Source organism: Thermococcus fumicolans, from assembly GCF_055386755.1.
Genome location: NZ_AP042424.1, coordinates 474,054 through 489,450 on the forward strand (window position 1 = coordinate 474,054; position 15,397 = coordinate 489,450).

The 15,397-nt window shown below is 54.5% G+C and carries 14 protein-coding genes; 5 read left to right on the forward strand and 9 right to left on the reverse strand.

Annotation, left to right across the window (positions count from 1 at the left end; translation table 11 throughout):
- Positions 1 to 30 precede the first annotated feature (30 nt).
- The 3 genes from ACZ5AM_RS02595 to ACZ5AM_RS02605 all read right to left on the reverse strand — a co-directional run bounded on the left by ACZ5AM_RS02595 (position 31) and on the right by ACZ5AM_RS02605 (position 4,294).
- Entirely contained in the window at positions 31 to 2,448 is a 2,418-nt protein-coding gene (locus ACZ5AM_RS02595; RefSeq protein ID WP_464915384.1) for a LamG-like jellyroll fold domain-containing protein, read from the reverse strand.
- 173 nt (positions 2,449 to 2,621) lie between these two features.
- Entirely contained in the window at positions 2,622 to 2,873 is a 252-nt protein-coding gene (locus ACZ5AM_RS02600) for a PLDc N-terminal domain-containing protein (RefSeq protein WP_464915385.1), read from the reverse strand.
- Positions 2,874 to 2,947: 74 nt separating this feature from the next.
- A complete protein-coding gene (locus tag ACZ5AM_RS02605) occupies positions 2,948 to 4,294 on the reverse strand; it encodes a cyclic 2,3-diphosphoglycerate synthase (RefSeq protein ID WP_464915386.1) in 1,347 nt (448 codons plus the stop codon).
- Between the two features lie 246 nt (positions 4,295 to 4,540).
- On the opposite strand from ACZ5AM_RS02605, the gene ACZ5AM_RS02610 reads away from it, so the two are divergent.
- On the forward strand, positions 4,541 to 4,999 hold the full coding sequence (locus ACZ5AM_RS02610) for an alanyl-tRNA editing protein (protein ID WP_464915904.1): 459 nt from the start codon (positions 4,541 to 4,543) through the stop codon (positions 4,997 to 4,999).
- A gap of 1 nt (position 5,000) precedes the next feature.
- On the opposite strand, the gene ACZ5AM_RS02615 is transcribed toward ACZ5AM_RS02610, so the two are convergent.
- Genes ACZ5AM_RS02615 through ACZ5AM_RS02625 form a run of 3 tightly spaced genes read right to left on the reverse strand, consistent with a single transcriptional unit; the run spans position 5,001 to position 8,081 of the window.
- Positions 5,001 to 5,786, reverse strand: a complete 786-nt coding sequence (locus ACZ5AM_RS02615) for a DODA-type extradiol aromatic ring-opening family dioxygenase (protein ID WP_464915905.1) — start codon at positions 5,784 to 5,786, stop codon at positions 5,001 to 5,003.
- A gap of 5 nt (positions 5,787 to 5,791) precedes the next feature.
- Entirely contained in the window at positions 5,792 to 6,940 is a 1,149-nt protein-coding gene (gene thrC, locus ACZ5AM_RS02620) for a threonine synthase (RefSeq protein WP_464915387.1), read from the reverse strand.
- Positions 6,897 to 8,081, reverse strand: coding sequence for an eCIS core domain-containing protein (locus ACZ5AM_RS02625; RefSeq protein WP_464915388.1), 1,185 nt, complete (start codon positions 8,079 to 8,081; stop codon positions 6,897 to 6,899). Before ACZ5AM_RS02625 ends, thrC begins: the two co-directional genes overlap by 44 nt.
- An 87-nt stretch (positions 8,082 to 8,168) precedes the next feature.
- Here ACZ5AM_RS02625 and ACZ5AM_RS02630 point away from each other — a divergent pair, with 87 nt between their 5' ends.
- Both ACZ5AM_RS02630 and radB read left to right on the forward strand, forming a co-directional pair.
- A complete protein-coding gene (locus ACZ5AM_RS02630) occupies positions 8,169 to 8,804 on the forward strand; it encodes an MBL fold metallo-hydrolase (RefSeq protein ID WP_464915389.1) in 636 nt (211 codons plus the stop codon).
- Between the two features lie 9 nt (positions 8,805 to 8,813).
- Entirely contained in the window at positions 8,814 to 9,509 is a 696-nt protein-coding gene (gene radB / locus ACZ5AM_RS02635) for a DNA repair and recombination protein RadB (RefSeq protein WP_464915390.1), read from the forward strand.
- 49 nt (positions 9,510 to 9,558) lie between these two features.
- Here radB and ACZ5AM_RS02640 read toward each other — a convergent pair whose 3' ends face one another.
- Positions 9,559 to 12,540, reverse strand: coding sequence for a type ISP restriction/modification enzyme (locus ACZ5AM_RS02640; RefSeq protein WP_464915391.1), 2,982 nt, complete (start codon positions 12,538 to 12,540; stop codon positions 9,559 to 9,561).
- Between the two features lie 94 nt (positions 12,541 to 12,634).
- On the opposite strand from ACZ5AM_RS02640, the gene ACZ5AM_RS02645 reads away from it, so the two are divergent.
- Both ACZ5AM_RS02645 and ACZ5AM_RS02650 read left to right on the forward strand, forming a co-directional pair.
- On the forward strand, positions 12,635 to 12,859 hold the full coding sequence (locus tag ACZ5AM_RS02645) for an AbrB/MazE/SpoVT family DNA-binding domain-containing protein (protein ID WP_464915392.1): 225 nt from the start codon (positions 12,635 to 12,637) through the stop codon (positions 12,857 to 12,859).
- Positions 12,856 to 13,272, forward strand: a complete 417-nt coding sequence (locus ACZ5AM_RS02650; protein WP_464915393.1) for a PIN domain-containing protein — start codon at positions 12,856 to 12,858, stop codon at positions 13,270 to 13,272. Before ACZ5AM_RS02645 ends, ACZ5AM_RS02650 begins: the two co-directional genes overlap by 4 nt.
- Here the strand turns inward: ACZ5AM_RS02650 and ACZ5AM_RS02655 are convergent.
- Both ACZ5AM_RS02655 and ACZ5AM_RS02660 read right to left on the reverse strand, forming a co-directional pair.
- The gene (locus ACZ5AM_RS02655) at positions 13,238 to 14,653 is read right to left on the reverse strand and encodes a ribonuclease FAU-1 family protein (RefSeq protein WP_464915906.1); all 1,416 of its coding nucleotides are present in this window, start codon (positions 14,651 to 14,653) and stop codon (positions 13,238 to 13,240) included. The two genes, ACZ5AM_RS02650 and ACZ5AM_RS02655, sit on opposite strands and share 35 nt — an antisense overlap.
- On the reverse strand, positions 14,619 to 15,377 hold the full coding sequence (locus ACZ5AM_RS02660) for a hypothetical protein (RefSeq protein WP_464915394.1): 759 nt from the start codon (positions 15,375 to 15,377) through the stop codon (positions 14,619 to 14,621). Before ACZ5AM_RS02660 ends, ACZ5AM_RS02655 begins: the two co-directional genes overlap by 35 nt.
- Positions 15,378 to 15,397 lie beyond the last annotated feature (20 nt).

Sequence of the window (15,397 nt, forward strand, 5' to 3'; positions counted from 1 at the left end):
TCCAAAGGGTCAAAAAGAAAAAGGCAGGGCTCACTTTTTCTTCAGATGCTTAACCGTCGTCCAGATCCCCATGGAGAGTAGTAGGACTCCCGCCGGCCCGCAGATGCTGAGGCCCCCTGAGCCGCAGTCGGCGCACGTCGTGGAGGTCTCGGCAGGTGTTGATTTCGCCGTCGTGGGTGAGGGGTGGTATTTTGACGTTGTGGATTGTTGGCTGGGTTTGGTTCCGGTGGCCTCGAGCCTAACTTCAATCTCTTCGGTTGGAGGGCCGACGAAGCCCGTCTCAGTCTTTGCAGCTATTGAGATGTAATACGTGCCCTGTGGGAGATTCAGGAGGTAGCTGTCAGCGCCTCCAACCTCCACTGAGTGTCCCCTCCTTCCCCGCTCTGTGTCGTAATAAATTACGTAGCCCACGATCTTTGGACTGGCGAGCTCGCTCTCCGGCTCTATCTGATCGTTGTAGATCGTAAGCTCGTCGTAGCAGCCGTGCATGCTGTGGGGCCCGTAGGGCCAGTAGCCGGGGTTCTGGCCGAGGGAGAAGTCTTTTGAGGTGTCTATCGGTCCAGTATAGTCTCCTTCCGCGACTAGACGGCCGTTTATGTAGAGCCTCTGCCCTTTCGGTCCCCAGCTCACCGCTATCTGATACCATGTGTTTGGATCCCAGAGCCACAGAGGCTTTTCCGAACTCCAGCTGAGCAGAACACCATTCTCCTTGGCCTCTGCGCTGAGTGTTGGCCTGCTAACCGTTGGGTATCCAGCGGAGTGCCATTTTGACCCGTCCCATATGTTCCATGATATTCCCTGCCCTGACTTTTCGGGGTTCGTCCACGAGATGGGCTGGAGCGATATGTAGAATGACCCATGGTTGGTCGCCCTCCAGCCTATGTTGTCAAGCAGAAAACCTCCTGCAGGGGGTTTGTATTTCCCGTAGTCCTTCCATCCCTCGTGCCTGTAGGAGTAGAGTTCGTACAGATCCGCCGGGGGTTTCCAGTAAAAGACTATGGTGCCCTTCTCCCGCGGGAGGATGTTTCCGCTGTACGTGACGTGGTCGTCATCGCGGCTGAGGAGGGCGCACTGTCCGGTATAGCCTGATGAATACTTGGCCCTGGCGGTGCCCTTCGAGGAACCGTCGAGGGGGTCATGGAAGACCACACCTGTCTTGGGGGGCGTTGTGGTGGTTGTGGTTGTAGTTGTGGGGGATGTTGTCATCTGCGGCTCCATGAGAACTATCTCCTTGAGCTCCACGTCCCTGTAGCTTATCCCTAGGGATGCGTCCCGTATCTTGGGGTCCCAGTATTGCCTGTCAGCGCGACTGAGGGAGACCTTCTTCGCTGCCATCACGGTTTTCTTCACCTTAGGCTGATACTCCCTCACTTCCCTGCACTCCGGGCATTCAAGGGCTTTGTTGAGCGTAAAAACTGCCGGATGATGGCCCCATCCATCAAAATCTCCCGTGTACACTGCACCCACAACGGCGTAGCCGTCCGGAACTCGGATCAGGTCGTATATGTACGACATGGCCGGCACGATGAGTCCCTCTGAGAACGTGACGTCACCGTTTGAGGGGTCAACAAGAACCAGCCCAAGGAAGTCCTTGGAGTGCTTGAGAACCAGAACCTTTCCATCGGACTTCACGGCCTTCTTGAAGTCGGTTTCCTCAAAGACCTTGTACCACCCAATGTTTCCCTGCACATCAATTTTCATGAGGAAGGAGTAGTGCTGCCATCCTTCCCAGCCGTACTGGTAGCGTCCAACAAGGACGTAGCCCCCAGGAACCGCCTCGACGTCCTCTATGTATATCCTCTCCCCGCTTTCTCCTGAGAGTGAGAGGGCCCATAGGGAGCCCCCGTGGGATCCCACGATGAGGGGATATCCGTGATAGTCACCGAAGCCTCCTACAGCTATGTAGTCGTTCCCATTGGCCACCACAAAGTCCATCGTCCCCTCGCCGGTGTCCCTGAACAGCGCCTTCCAAGAGACGGAACCGCTTTTGTCTATGATCGCAACGCCCACCCCTGAGCGGGGGTTTGTGTAGCCCCAGGCGTTTGCAAAGGCCACCGCGATCTTATCCCCAACGTTCCCTATCGAGATGCTCCCGCAATCAACGCATTCCTTCACCCAGAGGACCTGGAGAGAGCTATCAAACGCCACTATGTAAGGCTCGATGAGAACCGCGTAGCCCCAGCTGAAGCCTTTGAGCTCGACACGGGATGGGGAAGCGCCCGACACCTCCACGGCCCTCGCGTGCGTACTCCCGACCCTGAAGAACACAAGCGTGGCACCATTATCTCCCCTCGAGAGCCCCACGCACATGGATCCGGCACAGGACACGTCCTCGAAGCCCGGTTTGCCTATTCCAGTGGAGTACTCCACAAAGCTTGCCCCCAGGGTGAGTCCTGTGAGGGCGATTAAAATGAAAACCGAGACAAAGGCAGCCGGAAGCCGGGGCATATGGGACCACCTTAGAATGTATTTAGTATTTATCCATAAAATACGTTGCTTTAACCAAAGGTTTAGAACCAATTATTTTGGTTATTTCCACGTTACCCTTGAACTAGTTAAAGTGATAGAAGTGGACTTCGTGTGGTGTTTGAGGTCGTGGGTTTAGACTTAAGAGGCTCGGGTCAGATCTCGATCGGTTGATCCAGGCCCTCAAATCCCTCCTCCGGGACCTCTTCGTACCTGCCGCTGGATTTGACGATGATGTAGTAGATCACGGCGCCGATTAGGTTGAGAAACAGCGCCACCAGGATCCAGATGATCTTTTCACCATCGGGCATCTTCTTTTGGTTCGTCAGGACGTCGTAGATAACCCATACCACTGACATGATCCCGATAATCCAAAACAACAGCATTCCCGCAGCAAACACGATCATGGAATCCCCTCCCTAGATTGGCCACGACCGATAAAATGTTTTCGGGGAAATGGAAGAGAAAAGTTATGAAAAGCTCACTTCTTGAGCTTCTCGCACTTCTCGACCCAGTCCTTGAGGATGTCCTTGAGCTTCGGCTCGCCGATTTCCTCAAGCTCGTACCTGACCCTTACCGCCGGCTTGTTGAGCTTCATGACGCGGCGGAGGTCGATGGGGGTGCCCATGATGACGACGTCGGCGTCAGCCTTGTTGATGGTCTCCTCGAGCTCCTTGATCTGCTTGGCGCCGTAGCCCATGGCCGGCAGGATAACGTCAAGGTGGCTGTACTTCTTGTAGGTCTCGACGATTGAGCCGACGGCGTAGGGCCTCGGGTCGACTATCTCCTTGGCGCCGTACTTCTTGGCGGCGATGTAGCCGGCACCGTACTTCATGCCGCCGTGGGTGAGGGTCGGGCCGTCTTCCACAACCAGAACGCGCTTGCCCTTTATCAGCTCGGGCTTGTCGACGTAGAGCGGTGAAGCTCCATCAATGACGATGGCGTTCGGGTTGACCTTCTCGATGCTCTCCCTGACCTTCTGGACGTCGTCCCTGTTGGCGGTGTCGATCTTGTTGATTATGATAACGTCCGCGGCGCGAAAGTTGGTCTCACCTGGGTGGTACTTGAGCTCGTGGCCGGGCCTGTGCGGGTCGGTGACGACTATCCAGAGGTCCGGCTCGTAGAACGGGAAGTCGTTGTTTCCGCCGTCCCAGAGGATTATGTCGGCTTCCTTCTCGGCCTCGCGGAGGATCTTCTCGTAGTCAACTCCCGCGTAGACGACCATGCCCCTGTCGATGTAGGGCTCGTACTCCTCGCGCTCCTCGATGGTGCACTCGTGCTTGTCGAGGTCCTCGTAGCTGGCGAAGCGCTGGACGACCTGCTTTCTAAGGTCGCCGTAAGGCATCGGGTGCCTTATCGCAACGACCTTGTAGCCCATCTCCTGGAGGAGCTGGGCGACCTTTCTACTCGTCTGGCTCTTTCCGCAGCCGGTTCTGACTGCCGTAACGGCTATGACCGGCTTGCTGGACTTGAGCATGGTGCTCTTCGGGCCGAGGAGCCAGAAGTCGGCACCGGCGCTGTGGGCTCTGCTCGCGAGGTGCATGACGTGCTCGTGTGAGACGTCTGAGTAGGCGAAGACAACTATGTCAATGTTGTGCTCCTTGATTATCTTCTCAAGGTCGTCCTCGCTCCATATCGGGATTCCGTTTGGGTAGAGCTCTCCTGCGAGCTCAGGCGGGTAAACCCTTCCCTCGATGTCCGGAATCTGCGTAGCCGTGAAAGCTACAACCTCGTACTCGGGGTTGTCCCTGAAGAACACGTTGAAGTTGTGGAAGTCCCTTCCGGCGGCTCCCAGAATAACGACCCTCTTCCTCCTCTTCTCGGCCATCTCGACCACCTCAAAAGTTTGTAATCCTGCATTAGTGCATGGTTTTTGGCATTTATAACGGTTTTTGTTTAACAATGCAAGGTTCTGCTGGGATTTATTCGGCCCAAAAACCGGTGGGCTGAAAAACGTTCAAGGTGGCTCGGATAACCGCCCTCCCGATTTACCCGGCGCGTGGATAACTTTACCGGACGGGCGTGTCCACTCAGTTTTTAATAGTCTCCGATCGATTGAAGGCTGGTGGTGGAGGTGTTCCCGGTTGAGGTAAGAGCCCATACTGCCCTCCACGTGGTCAAGGGTGCCGTCGTCAAGGTTCTCGGTGAGGGAGCGAAGTGGACGGCGTCGACCTACGTCAAGGACAACAGGGGAGTCCTGACGGTCAAGTTCGACCGAAAGCCCACACCTGAGGAGATAGCCGAGATAGAGCGGCTCGCCAACGAGAAGGTTCGGGAGAACGTCCCAATTGAGGTCTACGAGCTACCCAGAGAGGAAGCCGAGGAGCGCTTTGGTGAGGATATGTACGACCTATTCCCCGTTCCTGAGGAGGTAAGGACGCTTAAGGTTGTCGTCATAGAGGGCTGGAACGTTAACGCGTGCAATAAGGAGCACACAAGGACGACGGGAGAAATCGGGGAGATAAAAATCCGTAAGATCCGCTTCAGGAGGAGCAAAGAACTGCTTGAGATCAGCTTTGACGTTTTGGACTGAATTATTTCCTCACCCACAGGGCTCCGGCCATGCCAAAGTAGGTAGGACAGGCGTACGCCGAGGCCTTTAACTCGAAGTGAGCGACCCTCATGGCGCCAAGCATCATAAGCATCTGCCAGTAGCTGTCTACCAGAGCCTTCCTTACCAGCTCCCCGGAAACGCCGGGAAGCTCTTCGAGGCGGTTCTCGTTTATCAGCTCCATTATCAGCCTGTCGTACTCCTCACTCTCCTTCCTGTAGCCGTAGGGCCCGTTCTCGTCGTGGGCATGCCCGTGGTCGGCGCTGATTATCAGCGCGACCTTTTTCTCGCTCTCCTCGACGAGGTCGCCGAGGGCCTCTCCGAATTTGATTAGGGTCTCCCTGCTTAAACTCCTCGCCGGCGTTAGAAGGACAAGCGGCTTCTTCTCCAAAAACTGCAACGGTATTAACTCTCCCCACGTCAAGGGCCACCTCGAGTACCTTCCGCTCCTGCTGGCGAAGTGCAGGTCAACGACCGGGAAACGGTCTTTCGTTGCGTGGTATATCTTCTCCGCAAGCTCCCTGTCGGTATCCCACTCCCCCGGGAGTTCAACGCCCTCGAAGCCGAGCCACGAGATCAGGTGCTCTGCCATGACCACGCCAATATGGTCGCTCATCCTAACGTTGTGGGGACTTATCAAAACGTAGGAGTCAACGTCTCTGAACGCCTTCCCGATGTCCTTCAAAACCTCCGCAAGCCTCTTCGTTTCCTCGTCTTCGGGCATCAGAACCGGATTTCCATGTGGCATCAAGCCGATTCCAACGAGCATTTCCATCACCCCAGGCAGTTTTCGAGGTCTTCAAGCGCGCATTCCATTATTTTCCCACCTTCCGCGTGGGAAAGCGTCTTCAGCCCGGAGCCGGTGAGGATGGAGACAACCTTCGCTCCCTCCGGGATGGTCCCGCTTTCAACGAGCTTCCTCAGCGCCGCTATTCCGGTTGCACTCGCCGGCTGGACGAAGAGGCCCTCTCTCGCGAGCTTTCTCTGGGCCTCCCCGATTTCGTCGTCGCTCACCGCGACACAGAGCCAGCCTAATTCCCTCAGGAGCTTCAGAACGGCGTTCCCGCTCGGTGGATACGGGTTTGCTATGGCCTTTGCTATCGTTTTTGGCCCTTCAAAGCGCTCGATTTTTGTTTTCCCCTCGCTGAAGGCCCTGCATATCGGCGAACAGCCCTCTGCCTGAACCGCTATAAGGATTGGAACGCTTTCAATAAGCCCGCTCTTGTGGAGCTCGATGAAGCCCTTAGCCACTCCCCTGAACAGACCACCTGAGCTGGTCGGGATTAGGACGTAATCCGGCGTTACCTCCTCGGCTATCTCGAAGGCTATGCCCTTATAACCCTCAACGCGGAAGGGGTTGTCCGAGTTGATGAAATAGACCCCGAGCTTTTCTCCAAGCTTAAGGCTCTCGAAGTAGAGCCTCCCGTAGTCGCCTCTGACCCTTATCACGTCCCCGCCGTAAACCGAAACGGCTTTCAGCTTTTCATTGCTAGCGCTTTCAGAAACGAGGATTTTGGCATTGAGACCGAAGCGGGAAGCGTAGGCCGAAACGCTCGCCGCCATATTGCCTGTCGAGACTGTTCCGACTGCCTTGTAGCCGGCCTTTAAGGCGTAGCTCATCGCCAAAAAAGTCCCCCTGTCTTTAAAGCTCCACGTGGGATTCACCGTCTCGTTCTTGAGGTAGAGCCTTACGCCGAGCTCCCCACCTATTTTGGATTTGACCAGCGGTGTGTCGCCCTCGCCGAGCGAGAACTCTAGGGCGGGTTCAACCGGCCAGAAGTCCCAGAAGCGCTCCCAGACTGTCTTTCCTATGTACGGTTCGCTCGTGAAGAGTTCGAACTCAACAGGTTCGCCGCATTCGCACCTCTGCACAGGTTCATCATATCTTAATCCACACAGGGGGCATACTAACTTGGCCCTCATTTTCCTTTACCTCCCCCAGCTCTTTCTCGGCCTTCAGGATGACCTCCCTACCGTTCTGCTCCACCGAGAAGTGGGCGTACTCGTTCCCCCTTGACAGATTCCTTAGGAAGCCCGCGAATTCTTTGGCTTTCCCTTCGTCCTCGAACAGAATCCCCCACACGAGGATCCTCTCGATCTTTCCGCTCTCGTTGACGTCGCCCATGACGAGCCAGTCCCCATCCCACGCCCGGGCCATCTCCAGGGCCTCTTCCTTCGTCGCGTTGTGTCCCCAATAGAGCAGGAAGACGTAGTAGGCCCCCATCCTGCTGGAATACCACACGGTGGCGTTGTCCAGCAGTCCTTCTACCTGCCGGCGGAGATCCAGGGGCGTCCAGTTTTCGAGGTAGAGATCGGGGAACATCACGACCTTGGTGGTGTTGGGGAGGTTTTGATACATCGAGTTGACGAGGTTCCAGCCGCCCTTTTTGTAGAGGTAAGCGACGAACCTGTCGCCGAAGACGTAGGGGAAGATCCCCAGGTCTGTAACGGGATCCCTCGTGTAGAGGTCCGTTATCTTGTGGATAGGTATGCCGGTCTCGTTGCAGTATAGGTCTGCTACGAGATCCGCGTCGCCCTCTATCGCCGCCTGGATGGCCTTGGTCGTGTCGAGCGTTGGTCCGCCGTAGGGGGCGTTGAACCACTGCTTCTGGAGCACGTGGACGCTCTCGTGGGCTATGACCCTCTTCGCCGTCTCAGGGTCGGCCAGAAAGTTCTCCGCTATGATGTAAATCTCGTCCCCCACTGTCGCGGCTATCCAGCCCACGCTCTGCTCGATCTTCTCGTGGACGTAGGGGTAGTTCGGCTCCAGGAGGAGGCTCATCTTGTAAACGTCTTCTTCAAGCCTCATCCTCCTGATGTCCGGCTTCCCAGGCTTGAACCTCTCCCTCGCCTGGGCCTTGGTCAGGACTATGATCCTTGGGGGCTCTTTGAAGTGGAGGCCCCTTATCTCCTCCACCTTAGCGAGGATCGAGTTGACCTGGGAGAGGACGTCTTCACTCGGCCCGTTTAGTTTCGAGGCCTCTATGAGGCTCAGGGCGAGCAGGGCGATAAGCACCACCGAAAGAAGTTCCCTCCGAAGGGCTTTTGTGGCCGACATGTTCATCATGGGTAGATAAGCGGAGCCCCTTAAACGCTTTTCCTGGGAAACGTTTAAGTTCTCAACCCCCAATCCAATCACTGGTGAGACGTGATGAAGATCATATGGCATGGGCACGCGTGTTTCTGGATAGAGACGAAGGGGGTTAAGATACTGATAGACCCGTACCCTGACGTTGATGATGACCTCATCGGGGATGTGGACTACATCCTGATAACCCACGAGCACACCGACCACTACGGGAAGGTCGAGCTCCTCTCCCGCCTCCGGGACGCTGAGGTGATAGGGCCTAAGCAGGTCTACATGATGGCCATCAGCGACGGGGTCACCAAGGTCCGGGCTATAGACTCCGACGAGACCATCGAGCTCGGAAACGGCGTCAAAGTCACCGCGTTCTTCATGGAACACCCCTCTAGTCAGTACCCCCTCGGCTATCTTATTGAAGGCGATAAGACGGTCTTCCACACTGGCGATACCTACTCGTTCCCGGCCCTTCAGCAGCTTAAGGGGAAGGTGGACGTGCTCCTCGTGCCAATAAGCGGCCGTTCAACTGCGAACGAGCGCGAGGCGGCCCAGATAATCGAGGACATAAGGCCCAGGGTTGTTATACCGATGCACTACGGCACCTACGGGGAGGGAAGCCCCGAGAAGCTCAGGGAGGAGCTCATGAAGAACCGGGTTTTCGCCTTCGTGAAGGTCCTCAAGCCCGGCGAGGAGCTCGTCCTCTGAGGGGTGTCCATGCTCAGCACGGGGGTCAAATCACTGGATGAACTGCTCGGGGGTGGCTTTGGTGAGGGGGTTCTGACCCAGATCTACGGCCCCTACGCCTCTGGCAAGACTACCCTCGCCGTGCAGGCCGGCCTTCTGAGCGGTAAGAAGGTGGCCTACGTTGACACCGAGGGCGGCTTCTCCCCGGAGAGGCTTTCCCAAATGGCGCGGGCTAGGGGGTTTGACCCCGAAGAAGTCCTGTCGCGCTTCATACTCTTCACCCCGGGCGATATGAGGGAGCAGAGGAGGACGATAGGTTCCTTAAAGAAGGCCGTTAACGGTGAGTTCGGCCTGGTCGTTGTGGACTCCATAACTGCCCACTACCGCGCCGAGGAGGACTGGAGGGCTCTGACTTCCGAGCTGAGCAAGCAGCTTCAGGTTCTCCTCTGGATAGCGAGGAGGAACTCCATCCCTGTTCTGGTCATAAACCAGGTGCACTTCGACAGCAGGACTGAGAGGACGCGACCTGTTGCGGAGCAGACCCTCGGCTACCGGTGCAAGGATATACTGAGGCTCGACAGGCTCCCGACGCCCGGGAGGAGGATAGCCGTCCTTGAGCGGCACAGGTTCAGGCCCGAGGGAGGAATGGTCTACTTCAGGATAACGGAGAGGGGGATTGAGGACGCAATCGAAACCCCACTAGGAAACAAAAAAGAAAACCTCTGAATATTACTCGCCAAGTATATTACCGATTTTGTAATATTTGGCGGGGGAATCAAAACTTCGGCTCTATATCCTCAAGCTTTCTAACGAGTTCTATCGTCCTCCTCAGGATTTCAACGACTTTGTAGATGTGCTCGAGCCCATCGAGGCTCAGCTTCCTTCCCTTTCTGCCCTTGAGGTATTTCTCTATGACGCGGTAGCCACCTATCGCGTATTCCCAGACCTCCGGTGGGATTCCGCAGAGCTTGGTCGTTTTGTTTATGGCCACGCAGTCCTTACCGTCGTACTTGACCCTCTCAACGGTGAGGTCGTCGCCGACCAGTTTGGGCTCGACCGGGAAATCAACCTTCATGAGGTGGAGCTTGACCAGCTCCTCGCCGATTTCTCTGTACTTTTTGAAGGTCTCCCTGTCGTAGAGAGGTATCCTCGGGAAGTCGAACTTGAGGAACTCAGCATAACGCTTCCGGTACTTAGGGTCGTGAAGAACTGCGTAGGCGTAGTACAGGAAGTCCTCCGGAGTAATATCGCCATAGCGTTTTTTGAGCTCTTCGAGGAATTCCTGCTTTAGGTTGGGCCTTCTCGTTTTGCCGTCGTCGGAGTAGAGGTAGAGGGGGAAGATATAAGACTTAGAGCCTGTCAGGTGCAACTCGGATATTGTATCTACAACAAAAACTGCATCCCACAAAAGTCTCATCTTCGGAACAATTCTCTCAGTAACAATGCCAATATTCATATCAGCTAAGAAATGCTTCATGACATTAAAATGAGCCCGTCTTAGAATTTTTGGCTCGTAATACACCCATCTCCAATCAAATGGTCTGTAGGCGAGTTTTTTGAAGTTACTAGGCTTCATGGGAGTTCCTACAATCTTTGCCCTTCTTTCCTCAAACCGCCACCCAGAAGTTGACTCAAGACCATATTTCTCTTTTAATTGTGCCATGGAAACTTGAGGGTTTAAAATATCACTGATAATTAGCTCCAAATCTTCCTCTGAAAAAGCTACAAGGGCACTGTCTTTGCCTGTTTCAACCCCGGAGCTGTAAACTTCAAGAATCTCGTCCAGCTTCGGGAACTTGCTGTACTCTTCCTCAAGGCTGAGGTCTTTTGGTACAAAGAAGTAGTATGGCTCTTTGGGCTTGAGTTCCTTCCACTCAACGGTTTTCCAGCTCTCGTTTCTCAAAAACTCGTACTTCTCATTCCTCGTTATCTTCCCCGCGTCGTGGACGATTGAGTAATAGTAGACCTTACACTCCTCCGCTTTGTGCTTTCCTTCTCTCAGCTTCACGAAGAGCGCTATGGCAACGCCCTGCTGGATATCAAAGACGTTCTCATCTGTTTCGCCCCTCCTTGTATTCCCGTGGAGGTTGAGGATGTATATCTCGTCGAAGCTCTCCATCAGACTCTGCCTCATCCTCCTGTGGACGAGGCCGTCAAGGTACGAGTTGTTCGTGATGAAGCCGACTGTCCCTTTACCGTTCTGCTCTATCTTCCACTGGGCGAAGCGGATAAACTTAACGTAATCGTCCTGTAGGGCGTTTCTGGATTTCTCCTTCTCAACTCCCAAGCCTTTCATGTAGTCTTTTAGGAGAGTCTGAATGTAAGTTTCATCTTTTCTTGTTTCATAAGGTGGGTTTCCGACGACCACGAATATCTTCGCGTCCTTCTTCACCCTATCCGCTTCCTCGCTCTCCCTGTCCAAAGCCCTCTCAAAGAGGCCGGCCTGCTTCTTCTCACGCATCAAATCAAGGGTGTTGGTTAGATAGATCCTGAACCTCTCGTTGTCCCTCAGCGTTATTCCCCACTGGTTGAGAACCATTGAGAGCTTGAGGTGAGCGACGAGATAGGGAGAAATCAAGATTTCAAAGCCGTAGATGTTGTTTAAAAGCCTCTCCTTGAGGTAGAGCTGGAAGAGGGTTCCTTTGATGTTCCGGTGTATTCTGTCGAGGACACCGCCCAAGAACGTCCCGGTTCCTGTGGCGGGGTCGAGTATGGTTACTCCATCATCATGAAGCCTCTTTCCGAACCTCTCCTTCAGTATCTCATCGACCGAGTTGACGATGAACTCGACGACGGGAATCGGGGTGTAATAGACCCCCTTCGACTTCCTGAGCCGGGGGTTATATTCCGCCAGAAACGTCTCGTAGAAGTGAAGGAAGGGATCGAACTCGCCGTTTCCGAAGTGGAAGCGCCTCTTAAGCGCCTCGACGTCCACGTTGTTGAGTATCGCAATGAGCTCCTCAAGGATCCACTCGAGGTAATCCGGAAGGTCGGAGGCTATGTACTTGAAAATCTCGTGGACAACGCGGAGAGACTTTGGAACGCCTCTGAAGGCTACGTTCTCCCTTGTGAGGCGGCCCTTTATCGTGAACCTAGCCATGAAGAGACCGTAAACTACGGTCTGGGCGTAGGCATCTGCAAACTCGCTCTTCTTCATTCCCGCCATGAGGTGCTCCTTAAATGCCTGATAGAGATACTGGAGCTGCTCATCCTCACCCATATTTTCGAGAACCACATCCTTCAGGATCATGGCCCTCTTTGCCAAAATGTGGGCAAGACTCTCAGGATCCTTAATACTGGGGACTGCAAAGCTCAGAAACCTCTGGATAAGCCGGTTGAACTTCTCCACGTTTGACTCGATCAGGTTAAAGTCCTCGTCAAGGAGGGAAACCTCATCAACCTTCTCGCCCCTCTGGTAGAGAACGAAGTCACGGTAGTTGGTCAGTATGAAGTTGTCCAGCCTCTCAGAATAGCGTTTAATCTGGCCTTTGTCTCTCTTAGGTAGCTTGTGAAGGTCAATATGGGGAGCCTTAGTCTCAATGTATCCAATTATTCCGGTATCCGTTGATATTTTGAAATCCGGGGCACCAAATGTCTCTCTTCCTGGCTCATGAATTATCTTTACGTTGTATTCCCTTGGAAATAAACTACGGAGAAACTCATTAAATGCCGTGCGGTAGGAATACTCGGTAGTCGCGCCTGCTTCATGGACTTTTTTGAGGCTCCGGGAATAACCCCTCAAAACTCCAGGCTTCATTTTATCACCCAACGGTAAAAGACACTGGGAAATATTAAAGGATTTCCACCGCAACGTTTTTACACTCCAGTGTTCTACTATGTCAGGTGGGACTATGGGGATCACAAAGGTAACTAGAAATTATCAAATTACTATCCCAAGCGATATTAGGAAGAAGCTGGGGATTAAAGTGGGGGACGTTCTCGTCGTCGAGATCGAAGACGGGAAGGCGGTGATCAAAAAGAGCGACCTTGAACTCCCCCTACTGCCCGGGGGTAAGGGACTGAAGGTCGAGGATATTGAGGAGGCCATAAGAAGGGGTCAGGGTGATGAGGAGTGACGGTAATAGACACCAACGTCTTCATATACGCCATCCTTAGTGATTCAGAGTTCAACCCGGAAGCTAGAAACCTTCTCGCATCGCTGGAAAGATGGGTAGTACCGAGTATCGTTCTCTATGAGCTCTACTGGTTTTTCAGGGGAGAGGGTTACAACGGTGAAGACATAATGAAGGTGGTCTCCTCAGTTCTGAACAGCCCAAGGACGAAGGTAATCGGTGATGGCGGGAAGTACACAAAACGCGCGCTGGAGCTGACCAAGAATCCGAAGCGCTTCAATGACATGGTGATCCTGGCGACTGCCGAGGACTTCAAAAGGCTGGCGACCTACGATAAAAGACTGAAAAAAGATGCTGAGAAGCTGGGCATCAAAACCTGCCCTAAACCCTCTCGTAGACCTCCTGCGTTATCTTGAGGACGGCGCGGTAGAGCTTTTCACCGATTACCCCGTCCTCGTAGTGCTCCCTGAGCTTGTCCTTGTCTATGATCTCCTTCTTGCCGTCGGGCCACTTCACGATGTCTATCTCGAGGTCGATGTAGCGGGCCCTGTCCGGGTAGATCTCGACGGGCGTGTTGATGTTGTAGTACTCGCCCTTGAGTTCGCCGTTTCTGTTGTAGTAGCGGTGGACGAACCACCACTTGCCGGCCTCTATCTCTGTTATCGCGTAGTCCCCGAGCTCTATCGGGAGGTCGAGGCCGTCGTAGAACCTGCCGGGCTTAAGGGTTCTCCTTATGGTGACCTTGAGCGGGTTGAAGGAGACCTCGAGGACTTCGCCTGGCCCAAGCTTGTACCTCTGCCCGTCCGGCTTGTTGTGCTCCAGGAAGAACAGCCAGCCGCGCCTGGGCCCCTTGGAATCTACGAGGGCCTCCCAGAAGCCCTGGTTTACCTTCAACCTCTGGCCCGGAACCTTCCTGAGTATCCCCTCAGCTATCTCAACCGCGAAGCTGAACTCCACGTCGTAGGCTTTGAGCTGGTGGTGTCCCTCTATGGTCGGAACGGCTTTGTTCCTTATCTCGTCGAGCTTCTTCTTGGCCCCTCCTCCGAACTCGACCTCGTAGATGTTCCTACCTTCGACTATCTGCTCCGGAGCTGAGTAGCGGTCTGCCTTCTTGAGCTTGTCGGCCACCTTCGAGAGCTTTATTATCTCGTCCTTCAGGGTGTTCCAGTCCTTGTAAGCTGCAGCCGTCCTCCAGAGTATCCCCCAGTCGCCCATGTCGATGCTAAGCCCCAGTATCCTCAGCCTCTCCCTCTCGGAGTTCTCCCTTATCTTCCGGGATATCTTGACGTGCCTCTGCGATCCAACCGGTTTTGGGATTAAAACCGCGTAGTCACCGGGTATCGTCAGGGTCGTGCTGAGGTGCGGGAGGAGGTTGTGCTTTTTAACTTGAACCAGAACCTCGTCCCCCTCCTGGAGGCGTTTGCCTTCGTCGATGGGTATGGTCCCTATGGCGCTCCCTATGTCGACGTAGACGTACCTCTCGTCCTTCTTTACCACGAGCCCCTTGTAGATCCCGTAGAGTTGGTAGGGGAGCCTCCTGAAGAGGACGTCTATAAACTCCTCCTCAAACGCCTCCTTAACCTTCTCAACCCCGGTTCCAACCAGAATGACCCCGTGGTGATCCCTCTTGTCGTATATGTCGACGTCGAACTCGTCGTAGGTCCTTTCGATGCCTAGCCTCTCCGCAACCCTTGGGCTGGGCTGGGAAATCCGGAAACCCCTGTCGAGCAAGAGTTTCGTGAGGGCCGTGCTGTATATGCCCCTAACCCGAACTGAAACTCCTGTGTCTGTAGACACTTTCACCCCCCCGTTCCTTCCTTTCCACTACTCCGATGAGAGTGAGCCCCTCGAGTATCTCCAGGGCGTTCTTCACGCCGCTCAGCTTCTCCACGTTTCTCGCCTCGACCCAGAGCAGGCCCATCCTGTGCCAGCTGATTAGAGCCTCCTCCACCTTGTGGACGTCCCCGGGATGGCTGTAGAGCCTTCTCATAAACACCAGCGTCTTGTTCAGAGTCTCCTCAATCTCGTCGATCCTCTTCAGCCTCTCGATTATACTGGCGGGTGCCTTTTTCTGGTTTTCGCTCTCCAACCCCATCCTCTCGATGAACTCCAGGCTCTCCACTTCCTTGCCTATGACTTGGAGGGTTCTCCTCACGGTGTAGTCGTATATCCTGTGGAAGTGGACGAGTCTCTCAAGGGCCGCCTTGAGCTTCGTCCTCTCCGAGTAGGCGTCCGGCTTTGAGAGTATCGTCATTATCTCCTCAAGGCGGAACTTCATCTGGTGCTCGCTCTTCTGAAGCTCCCTGGCGACGGATTCGACCTCCCCACCTAGTGGAACCATCTCGCGGTACAGCTCACCCGCCAGATCCATCTTCTCGCTCACGAGGGTGTAGAGCCCTTTGACGAGCTCATAAAGGCCCTCGTAGCTCTTTTCCTCGTACAGAAGAGGGAACTTGGATTCAAACTCCCTGTGGAGGCCCTCTATTCTGCCCATAACCTCACGAACCCTCTCGGCCTTCATAAGTTTCCCCCCAGTTAAAG

Excerpts from the sequence above, each read along its gene's own strand:
- radB (WP_464915390.1), top strand. The coding sequence starts at position 8,814 with ATGCTCAGCACGGGGGTCAAATCACTGGATGAACTGCTCGGGGGTGGC.
- ACZ5AM_RS02595 (WP_464915384.1), bottom strand. The coding sequence starts at position 2,448 with ATGCCCCGGCTTCCGGCTGCCTTTGTCTCGGTTTTCATTTTAATCGCC.
- ACZ5AM_RS02615 (WP_464915905.1), bottom strand. The coding sequence starts at position 5,786 with ATGCTCGTTGGAATCGGCTTGATGCCACATGGAAATCCGGTTCTGATG.
- ACZ5AM_RS02630 (WP_464915389.1), top strand. The coding sequence starts at position 8,169 with ATGAAGATCATATGGCATGGGCACGCGTGTTTCTGGATAGAGACGAAG.
- ACZ5AM_RS02660 (WP_464915394.1), bottom strand. The coding sequence starts at position 15,377 with ATGAAGGCCGAGAGGGTTCGTGAGGTTATGGGCAGAATAGAGGGCCTC.
- ACZ5AM_RS02625 (WP_464915388.1), bottom strand. The coding sequence starts at position 8,081 with ATGAACATGTCGGCCACAAAAGCCCTTCGGAGGGAACTTCTTTCGGTG.
- ACZ5AM_RS02600 (WP_464915385.1), bottom strand. The coding sequence starts at position 2,873 with ATGATCGTGTTTGCTGCGGGAATGCTGTTGTTTTGGATTATCGGGATC.
- ACZ5AM_RS02645 (WP_464915392.1), top strand. The coding sequence starts at position 12,635 with ATGGGGATCACAAAGGTAACTAGAAATTATCAAATTACTATCCCAAGC.
- ACZ5AM_RS02605 (WP_464915386.1), bottom strand. The coding sequence starts at position 4,294 with ATGGCCGAGAAGAGGAGGAAGAGGGTCGTTATTCTGGGAGCCGCCGGA.
- ACZ5AM_RS02640 (WP_464915391.1), bottom strand. The coding sequence starts at position 12,540 with ATGAAGCCTGGAGTTTTGAGGGGTTATTCCCGGAGCCTCAAAAAAGTC.
- thrC (WP_464915387.1), bottom strand. The coding sequence starts at position 6,940 with ATGAGGGCCAAGTTAGTATGCCCCCTGTGTGGATTAAGATATGATGAA.